The sequence below is a fragment of the Nostoc mirabile CHAB5784 genome, from assembly GCF_020829645.1.
Classification (GTDB): Bacteria; Cyanobacteriota; Cyanobacteriia; order Cyanobacteriales; family Nostocaceae; genus Nostoc; species Nostoc mirabile.
In genome coordinates, this window is the sequence record NZ_JAIVFS010000180.1 from 1 (window position 1) to 9558 (window position 9558).

Here is a 9558-nt window from a genome sequence, read left to right on the forward strand (position 1 = left end):
TTTGTGGCGATCGCTTCCATGACACTGCATCAAGGACGACCGCCTGACCCCTCCTCGACTGTTCAATAACTTTCAAAGCTGTAGCCCTTATTCCGTATAGCTTAGAGCTTTTCTTAGTGCCATTCGATACTGAGCCATTAGACTTGGTAATGGATGTTTTAGTGATTAAGTTCCACGAAACCAGTTCGCTGACTGCTGCGATCGCTTTTTGCCTTAAAGTTTCAGTTGAGGAACCAGGGAAAGAACCGCGAAAACAGGCTTCACCGATAGATTTGTATGAAGGGAAGGCGTTATTATCACAACCGGCTCGACGGCACAGGTGAGAGTAAACTCGAAATGCCTCCATTGTTAGTGGTAGATCATCCAGCTTACTATCGATATAAATATGGCGTTTTCTTCTGCCGTAGCTAGAGGCATCACTTTGTATTTTTTCTGCTAAACTCATATCTATAAACCTCAAATGGTTTGGTTTTCCCCCGCACTGCGCTACAGGCGGGGGTTTTGCTTTATTCACGCATCAAAGGGAAATTGTCTAACTTGCAGATATTCGGGAAACTCTTCAATGTCTCCCCCTTTCTTGTCGCGGGTTTTAAATTGCTGTCCCCCAAATATTGCATTCGCCCCCAACTGTTTGACGAATACTCTAGTTTTCGATTGTTGGCATTGTTGGACAATTGATTCGAGCCATTCGATGTGGCATGGTCTAGAATTTGGGCCAGACTCACCGCCACAGATTAACCATTGAACTTGGTTTAGATACGGACTTACATCGCCCAAATCTTCTAGTAATGGCTCAACCGACCAAAACCGAATATCAACAGGAATCTGAGCAAGGAATTGACTACGTTCTTCAAGAGTGCGACTATTTTCAATAGAAGTGCCAACCCAAATATTTGAAGGCAGTTTGTCTAGCTCTTGACTATCAAGCCATTCCGCCACGGATGAAAACATAATTTCTGGACGCTTGGTAAGTATTTGGAATGTTTGCAAGGGAGCAGCGAACATTCCGTCCAGCATTTCATGTTGCCAAAAAAGCGGAATCCATTCACCAAAAACATCAGTCATTGAAGAAACGAAATGCTTCTTAGGTTTCCTTTGTAATCCCCATTTTCGGATAGCTTCTGTATCTAAAACTAGTTCTGGTGGTTGTCCAGAATAGGGTTGCTTATTCCCACCAAAGAAAGAATTTTGATTCAGCTTTTCGCTATAGCAATTTTTACACCCCTCTGAGATTTTTTGACACCACCAACCGCCGACTTTGGCACGGATGATATTATCTGTTAAGTCTGTCCATTCTATGTTTGTTGGCATAAACACCTCTGAAATTTGAAATTAGACAATACATTTGAAAATGGCTAATAAAACACCTCAAACTGAATATGATTCCCCGTGGAAGCAGATGTTGCAGTTGTATTTTGAAGACTTCATGCAATTCTTTTTTCCTCAAGCCCATGCTCAAATTGATTGGAGTAGAGGTTTCGAGTTTCTAGATCAAGAGTTACAGCAAGTAGTTCGTGATGCTGAATTAGGAAAACGACTAATTGATAAATTGGTGAAAATCTATCGCATTGGGGGCGAAGAATCTTGGCTGTTGATTCATATAGAAATCCAAAGTCAAGAGGAAACCGATTTTCCTAAACGGATGTTTGTCTACAACTATCGAATTTTTGACCGTTACGATCGCTCTGTTGCATCATGCGCGATACTGGGGGATGACAACATCAACTGGCGACCATCGCAGTTTGGGTACGATTTGTTTGGTTGTACGGTTGATTTTCAGTTTCCTGTAATCAAGCTGCTAGACTATCAACAAAGGTTGTCGGAGCTAGAAGCCAGTCGCAACCCCTTTGCTACGGTGGTAATGGCTCACTTGGCAGCAGTGCAAACCCGCAGTAATAGGTCGCAAAGGAAACAATCAAAACTGAATTTAGTGCGTCGGTTGTATGAGCAAGGGTTTGAACGCGAGGCTGTTGTTAACCTTTTAGTTTTCATTGATTGGATGCTAACGTTACCATTGGATTTAGAACTAGAGTTTAAAAGAGAAGTCGAACAATTGGAGGCACAACAGCGTATGCAGTACGTTACTAGTTTTGAGAGAATTGCTCGAATAGAATCTTTATTAAAAGGCATAGCTTTGGGATTAAAACTCAAATTTGGAACACCTGGACAAAACTTATTACCTGAAATTGAGCTTCTTGAAGATTTCAGATTGCTGGAATCAATCTTGTCAGCAATAGAAACAGCAAATACTGTTGATGAATTGCGTTCTATTTATCAGACAGCAGATGACACACCGCCAGAAAATTAGAATTGTTTGATATTTGATTTTCAAGGTTCAGCAAGTTTTGGGTGCCGAAATTAGCGTTAATTAAGCACTCAATGAAGTATCGTTATCAATTTCTGCACCAAGCTGATCAAACAGATCCGCCTGATCCCCCCAACAGTCCCAGCCGTCCCTAGACTCGCGTGCGAACATCTCCAGCTTGGTTATGTCTGGACACAGTTTGTCTACGAGTTGGTAGAAACTTTCGGGCTTACGGGAATGCTCACGCCTGGGAGAGTGCAGGATGGTGGACTCGTTTGTGAGTGTTCGTCCAGAGAAAGCTTTGACATTCCCATGAACAGCCAAAGCGCAATGTTCGGTCGAGTTTCGCAGCCAATGTCCCACCCCAAGATGTGTTTTAGTGCTATCCTTGGTAACTTTTTCCCAAGTCAGGATGGTTTTGAGTTCAAATCCCCATACCTGTAAACATTGAGCCGCTTCGACCATGTGATTGTTCGTAAACCAGAGCCAGAGGATACAGCCATTGCTCCCGCATAATTCGGGAATGGGCAGAGCCAGAATTTCCTCAGTCCGCATTGGTTGATAGGGGATGCGGTTGCGGTGAGTTTTGTCTTTAGAACGAAGTCTGTAGAACCAGGGAGGATCTATAACAATGCACTGGTAATGGCCTTGTAGAGTTGTGAGTCTCATGCTATCTCCTGCGGTTGTTGAACAATCGTTGCGCTGATGGATTCAAAATCAACCTGAAATATGTTTAAATCAGGAGTTATTTCGCCACTGTTATAAAGTCCAACGATGTGCTGTCTGATTGCATCTTCCGTGAGTCCATCAGGAATGTGAATATGCGCTTCGCTAATGACTTTTTCTACTACTTGAACAATAAGTTTCATGAGAATTTAAACTCCGAATTCAAAAACTTTAATTCCATCAACATCAACGGGATTAATTTGAATTAATCCGCCGCCAGCGTAATTACAAGGAATCTTGCGCTTATCCTTATCATCGAAAGCCTCTTTACAAACTGGCATCCATCGTCCTATACAAGAAAATCCTGCGGCAGAAGATGGAGCGCCAGCTTTTTTGTAATCTTGGACAGAAGCAATGTGACCGCAACATGGACACTTAAACTTCCATTGCATTGTGTCTTGTCCAAATAGTGTTTGTCCAAGAGTTAGCCACTGTTCTTTATTCATATTTAATCCTCCTCATTTTCTAATTCTTCGTCTTCATGGAAACTTACCCCAAATAATTCATGAATAAAAGCTCCTACTTTTTTCCAATCAACTTGGGCTTCAGCTACTTCCGGCATAGGATACTTTTTAGTGATTCTTTTAAAACTAGAAAAATCTTTCCAAGTCCACTCGCCTAACTTATCAGATTCAGTCTCAGTTAGGTAATTTAGGCTAATAATATAATCTTGTACTCTTTCTTTGATTTGTTCTCTGTCGCCAAACTTCCAAAACTCACGAAACCAAGTAATTACTTTTTTTGTGCTGTCTGTTTCTGATTCGTCTTCTTCCACCTCCTCATCTGAACATTCATCTTCGATGGATTCAAATTTTTCGATGTTCTCCAGTCGGTATCAGCTTAGTAGCCAGTAGCGCTCAAAATTCGGGCAACTGAATAATTGAAGATTGATGGTTATTAAACTGATACTTTTTCCTTCTTGCTAGTAAAAGCACCCGCAATTCTTAGCGCTGCACCAGGGCTGGGGTGAGCAAAGAACTCTTCTACAGCTTTGGTTAAGCCTGCTGCAACAGTCGGCTCGTGACAAGCGTAGACATAGATGGGCTGTTGCACACCGTTAACCAATCGCGTTTCTTGGCGATCGCCCAATTGTGGGTAGAATGTGCGAACCCATGTCCCAAGATGTCCCCGGTAGTGAGGGCCACTGATAGGGACTTTCTTGCCGAATTCAATCTCAGCAAAATTCACCACGCCCATCCACTTTTCTTTTGTGCCGGTTAGAGTTTGTCTGTTGTAGTCAGCTATAAGATTGGCGGCGAAGTCTTTGCAATTCTGTTCCATGTATGGGTTGAGTCTGCCACCAGTGAGTTCGGCTAAAGTCTTCATTGCCTGCACAAAAGTATGTAGCCGTTGCTCGACTGGAGGGAGGGCAGGGATAGTGGGAGTCTCAACTTTTGGTGTAATCTTAGGCACTCCTGCAACTAGCTCTAAGATGATTGTTCGCACTTGAGCGGCTATTTCGGATTCAGTGAGCAGCATTGCGATCCGAAGTGTTCCAGAAGGTGAAAATACCCTAGCTTGTGATGTTCTGGATGGTAAACCCAACAAGGAGCGACCATCAGACAAGTGCTTCCCAGTCAATTTTTTGGTTTCGTTATCTCGAAACTCCTTGCTATTTCTCTCGTAGATATGCTTAATACCTGGTATAGAACATTGGAAGTACTGAGCTAACTGTTCAACTGTTGCCCAACCTTGCCCATTCCAAAGAGCGAACACAAGAGCCTTTGCTTTGTTTAGAACATCACTGGAACGGGCATCATCAAGGTTAGAAAGCGTGGAAGTTCTCAATGAGGGAGACTCGATTAAAGCACTTTGATTTAAAGATAAACTCATGCTGATTCCTTGACTAATATGTTTTTCAGCAAGTAATAGAGTTGGGTGTGTTTAAAGAGGAACGCCCAAAAAATACCTAAAAGTGAGCAGCAATGAAAATTGCTGCCCACATGAGGCTTTACACCGTGACCGAATAATTCGTAATTCGTAATTCGTAATTCGTAATTAAAAACTTAGAAATTAGGAATTAATTATTAATTAATTCATTAAGGGTGCAAGCCCCTAATTTTAATTATGAAAAAGAAAAAAAGGGCAAAGCCAACTTTATTCAAGCCCCCGGATTTATCCGTGGGGTAATAATTACGAATTACGAATTACGAATTACGAATTGGAGCGAAGCGACTTGACTAATTCTTGAAGTTGCGATCGCACTTCATAGTTGAAAAGCTGCTGTAATTCATTAGAACTCAGTTGCTCTAAGGGTCGGTCTTGCAAGTATTTGTGAACTGGTTCAGCCAGCGATGTATCCACCATCGACAATGAGCGCACAGCATCAAACACGGAGTTAGAATACTGCTGCTGACCTGAACAACCCTTCTTCACCCACCAGTTACGGTCAGTGCATCCGACTTGCCCCAGTTTCACGCTGTTGTTGTTGTAAATGCCATTATCGAGAATTTCAAACCCATAATTTTGGCACTCGTTGAAGATATGCGCCATGATTCGGTTTTCAGTAGAAGAGGAAAGCATGGGGGCGGAGGAGCGGAGGGGCAGAGGAGAAAGTTGTTGTAGGTTTTTCCCCTCTGCACCCCTGCTCCCCTGCACCTCTGCTTCTACTAGCAGTGTGCCATCTTTGTAGTGAGTGCAGATGAAGCGATCGCAACGCATTAGAGTGTTGGCACGAAATACTTCTTTACTGTTGACCATTACTACCCAGCGTTGGGTTAGGTGGTTGTCGTCATGGCTGATGCTGGCTACCAGTTTGTCATCAGCGTAATATTCGTGATGATCAAAAGAGATTTCGACTATTCTGAGGGGTTCGGGTGCAACAGCTTGGGCTTGGTCAGCGATGTAGTTGTTGAGTTCGGCTTGAGCGAGGGCTTGTTCGTCCGTGACTTTATGAAGCTGGTTGGATTGGCAGGTGATAATTGCGTTTATCCAGGTTTGGGCCGCTCTTTTGTCCCCAGTGGGTGTAACACCGAGTTCAGTGGCGATTCTTTTGAGACGGGGGAGTTTATAGGGAGAGAGGGCTTGCTGTGTGTATTTGGGATAAGTCATAATAGAAACTCCTGTAATAGGGTCAAAGGGTGATCGCAGAGCCTACGAAACTTGAGCGGTCGCCTTTTGTTTTGGATGTTTCTATTTTACCGTTATCAACGGACAAAAATCAAGCAACAACAGTAATTATTTTGGCAGTATCGAAAAAATCGGTAATATCAGCATTCAGTGCTTCGCACAAAACGTTAACAACCTCCACTGAAACAGTGATTGTTCCACTTTTGAGGCGGGTAGCGTAATAATCAGGTTGCTCTAATTGCTGAATATATTGATGTGCAACCTTTAGTCCAAGGTCAGTAGTTTTTTGCTCAAGCTGACGACGGGGGATATTTCCGCGTAATTCTGTTAATTTTTGGGCTTGTTTATTACCCCATTTGAATGTAGCAATATGTTCAATATCTATCATCGTAGTAATTTTTTTACCGTTGCTACTTGCCAGCATAACATTTTAGGTTTATTGTTGTAAGCAGTAATAAAGTACCTTACAGGGAGGTGGCATAACCGTTCATGTCATCAACTTTGTATCACTATGCAACAACTCAGGACAGTGATCGCCTTGGCTAGTTAAGGAAAGTTGCTCTAAGTTGAGTCATAGAAGCAAAAATCAACGAGGCGATCGCTTCTCTAAGAAGATTGGGCTAAGGGGATGAACGATAATACCAGATGACCCAAAAGACAAAGCATCGTAATGTATGGCTTTTGATATATGCTGCTAGTTCATCAGTCAAAGGTATTTCTTCCTCTGAAGCCCAAAGATTTTATGGAAGCAGGATTTTTACACCAAAATTAAAAAATGATACAAACAGCAATCAATGGGGCTTGCAATGCCCACACTGGATTACACCAAGCCATCCATGAGCTACGGCATAGTTCAGTTAACGAGGTGAAACAATTGCTGGCGCGACAGATTGCAGTACTAAGGCTGCTGTGAGTAGTAAGCTAATCGTCATTCATTTTTCCAGAATGATTTGCTTGTAGTAAGGGCTTCAGCCCATTCGTGAGAGGTTAGAATGATTGCACTTTCAGTAGACCGAAAAGTTTGGCGATCGCTCTAGTGTGAATACCTGTCTAAGTGGAAATTTGTTTGAAATTAGTAATTTTCAATGCCAGCATTGTAGAGATGAGTTGACCTTGTGGCATAAGTAAAGTTAATAAATCAACCAAGCATAAGAGCAAATCTTACACCAGAATATGATTATGCTGTTATGGCAGAGAATTTTGTCAAAGAGTTGCGTGAGAATCGGCCTAGAAGAATATCTGGCTTGACTATGACTGCAACTACTACTCCAGCTTTAACTGATAATCAAACCTTGAACGAAGTAGTTAACTGTTTAACAGAAAACATTCCGATAAAGTCTCAAGGTAAGTGTGAACAACAGACTATTTTTGAAATTTTGATTCGGGCTGCCACTCAAAGAGATAGTATTGAAAATACTACTAAAGTTCTCAAAAATGTTCCGACCAGTAATGATATTCGCTACCATTTAGAAAAATATTCAGACCTCATTTCATTAGAGTCAGCTTTAAATAAAGCACTCCAAAGTCGCTTGCCCATCGGTATACGGCAAGGACAGCAGAAAATTGCTATCGATTTCAACTTAATTCCATATTATGGTGAGCCATCGCAATTAGAAGCACCATATATTTATAGAAGTCAAGCAAAAAATGGTACTTGCTCTTTCTATGCTTACGCTACTATCTATGTTATTAAAAAGAATAAACGAGTAACGTTATATCAAAGCTGTTCAACAACAAAACACTTTGGTGGCAGTTATCACATATCTTTTAGCGTTGATTGAACCTTTAAACCTGAGGATTGAGCGATTATATTTAGACCGAGAGTTCTTCTGTGTACCAGTGATTCGTTGGTTACAAGCTTTGGATATCCCCTTTGAAATGCCAGCTATTATTCGAGGCAACATGGAGGTACAAAACAGCTAATTAGAGGTAGGCGTAGTTACAAGACTAGTTACACTTTAAACAGCGATAAATATGCCTCAGTAACTTTTTCGGTGTGGATAGTTTGTACATATAAAAATGGTAAAAGAAGAGCGCATGGGCGCGAGTTCTTCATTTATGCAGTCTATAAAGTACAATTATCTATCCATCTTATACATGATGACTATCGCCTTCGTTTTGGGATTGAGAGTAGCTACCGAATGAAAAACTAATGCCGAATTAAAACCACTATTAAAAATCCCTTGATTCGGCTTCTATTTGTTGGTTTAGCTTTCTTAATTATTAATATTTAAATTTATCTAGTATGGCATTATCTTAGCCGTTTAAAAAGAAGTACTAGACAAGTTTTTTCTCAGCTATTTACTCTCAAACAGATGCTTGAATTTTACGCCAAGCAGTAGACCGCAACTATGGGTTAGTCTGCGAAGTTTATTTACCGTCCGGCTGATTTTGGTTGGGTTTTGGGACTTCTTAATAAGCCAAACTTATCCATTGTTCCAAAGCAATCAGCTTTTGCACTTTTCTCCAAAAACGGTATCACAGGCTACTATTATTTAGCGATGGCTACGCCCGCCGAAGGCATCGCCAAACTTTTCGGTCTACTGAATTTAACAAGTATTTGAAGCAAAACAAAGACTAGAGTTCAACCTTTTGAAATGAGAATAACTTTAATGTTTTATCCTATACACTTAGTTTGGGTTACTATATTTACAACAGTACATTTACGTAATTTTTATTGAGTTTATCTCTCTTTCTCTCACTTTTCAACAAAAAAGCGCACTGTAATTTATAAAGAAATGTGTAATTATTTATTTTTCAGTAAAAATACTGCTTCATTATGCAAGTTACAAAGTTTAATGTGGTTACTTGAAAGCTAAGGGCAAAATTAAGGGGCGATCAGTGGTATAGTTCAAAACTAAGAGAGTTTGCTGTTGATAGGCGATAACCGTTGGACAGGAAGAAGCGTTTTATACGTAAGGAGTACCGTGAGTTCTGACAGATTTCCCGAATCTGGTTATGCAAACAGGTTTGTTATTAACGCCTTGGTGGTATTTTCAATCTTAGTAGGACTCTCACCCTATTTTATATTAGTTAAGCGTGATGAGTTATTAATTTATCTCACGTTGAGTATACTGATTGTTCCTATCTTATCAGTTAAAGTTAAATCATTTCAGACTCTTCGTGAAAGGGTGCCTAGACCCATCGAGTTTCTACTGGGTGGCATCAGTTCCACTTTTTGGTCAGCCGTTGCAAGTTTCATGGGAGGCATGATCTACTGGCTGATTATTGGTGTAAGTAATGTTGCAAGGTACATACTTACCCAGTTTAGCTCAGACGTTCAAGTTGAGCTAGAATTGCCTGCTTTCTACCTTGGCCTTTTATTTGTGATTAGACATCTCCGAAAATAGTCAAAGCCTTTGTGTGACTAGTTTAGAGCACGTAAATGCAATCATCTAAATTAGCTAATCTGTACGAGAAAATGAGGCTTTCAGATATTTGTTGTTGATAATTAGGCA

General features: G+C 40.9%; 12 protein-coding genes and 1 pseudogene. 4 read left to right on the top strand and 9 right to left on the bottom strand.

What is annotated here, in order from left to right; translation table 11 throughout:
• Nucleotides 1–445 (bottom strand): helix-turn-helix domain-containing protein (locus LC653_RS42725; RefSeq protein WP_229501329.1); only part of this gene is annotated, 445 nt, incomplete at its 3' end.
• A gap of 65 nt (nucleotides 446–510) precedes the next feature.
• Entirely contained in the window at nucleotides 511–1311 is an 801-nt protein-coding gene (locus LC653_RS42730; protein ID WP_229501330.1) for a DUF5131 family protein, read from the bottom strand.
• 40 nt (nucleotides 1312–1351) lie between these two features.
• On the opposite strand from LC653_RS42730, the gene LC653_RS42735 reads away from it, so the two are divergent.
• Entirely contained in the window at nucleotides 1352–2308 is a 957-nt protein-coding gene (locus LC653_RS42735) for an RpnC/YadD family protein (protein ID WP_229501331.1), read from the top strand.
• 60 nt (nucleotides 2309–2368) lie between these two features.
• Here LC653_RS42735 and LC653_RS42740 read toward each other — a convergent pair whose 3' ends face one another.
• The 7 genes from LC653_RS42740 to LC653_RS42770 all read right to left on the bottom strand — a co-directional run bounded on the left by LC653_RS42740 (nucleotide 2369) and on the right by LC653_RS42770 (nucleotide 6524).
• A complete protein-coding gene (locus LC653_RS42740; protein WP_229501332.1) occupies nucleotides 2369–2974 on the bottom strand; it encodes an MT-A70 family methyltransferase in 606 nt (201 codons plus the stop codon).
• Nucleotides 2971–3174 carry a hypothetical protein gene (locus tag LC653_RS42745; RefSeq protein WP_229501333.1) on the bottom strand — a complete coding sequence of 68 codons (204 nt, stop codon included), beginning with the start codon at nucleotides 3172–3174 and terminating at the stop codon, nucleotides 2971–2973. Before LC653_RS42745 ends, LC653_RS42740 begins: the two co-directional genes overlap by 4 nt.
• 6 nt (nucleotides 3175–3180) lie before the next feature.
• Entirely contained in the window at nucleotides 3181–3477 is a 297-nt protein-coding gene (locus LC653_RS42750) for a VVA0879 family protein (RefSeq protein WP_229501334.1), read from the bottom strand.
• A gap of 2 nt (nucleotides 3478–3479) precedes the next feature.
• Nucleotides 3480–3806, bottom strand: coding sequence for a hypothetical protein (locus tag LC653_RS42755; RefSeq protein WP_229501335.1), 327 nt, complete (start codon nucleotides 3804–3806; stop codon nucleotides 3480–3482).
• A gap of 122 nt (nucleotides 3807–3928) precedes the next feature.
• On the bottom strand, nucleotides 3929–4864 hold the full coding sequence (locus LC653_RS42760; protein ID WP_229501336.1) for a hypothetical protein: 936 nt from the start codon (nucleotides 4862–4864) through the stop codon (nucleotides 3929–3931).
• 321 nt (nucleotides 4865–5185) lie between these two features.
• Complete coding sequence (locus tag LC653_RS42765; protein WP_229501337.1) at nucleotides 5186–6082, bottom strand: hypothetical protein; 897 nt, start codon at nucleotides 6080–6082, stop codon at nucleotides 5186–5188.
• 109 nt (nucleotides 6083–6191) lie between these two features.
• A complete protein-coding gene (locus tag LC653_RS42770; protein ID WP_229501338.1) occupies nucleotides 6192–6524 on the bottom strand; it encodes a PAS domain-containing protein in 333 nt (110 codons plus the stop codon).
• 351 nt (nucleotides 6525–6875) lie between these two features.
• On the opposite strand from LC653_RS42770, the gene LC653_RS42775 reads away from it, so the two are divergent.
• The 3 genes and pseudogenes from LC653_RS42775 (at nucleotide 6876) to LC653_RS42790 (ending at nucleotide 9450) form a co-directional block, all read left to right on the top strand.
• Nucleotides 6876–7013: a hypothetical protein gene (locus LC653_RS42775; RefSeq protein ID WP_229501339.1), complete on the top strand. Its 138-nt coding sequence runs from the start codon at nucleotides 6876–6878 to the stop codon at nucleotides 7011–7013.
• A gap of 337 nt (nucleotides 7014–7350) precedes the next feature.
• Nucleotides 7351–8489, top strand: a pseudogene (locus LC653_RS48150) (transposase).
• A 538-nt stretch (nucleotides 8490–9027) separates the two neighbouring features.
• Nucleotides 9028–9450 (top strand): hypothetical protein, encoded by a 423-nt coding sequence (locus LC653_RS42790; RefSeq protein WP_229501342.1) that lies wholly within the window; start codon nucleotides 9028–9030, stop codon nucleotides 9448–9450.
• Nucleotides 9451–9558: the final 108 nt, after the last annotated feature.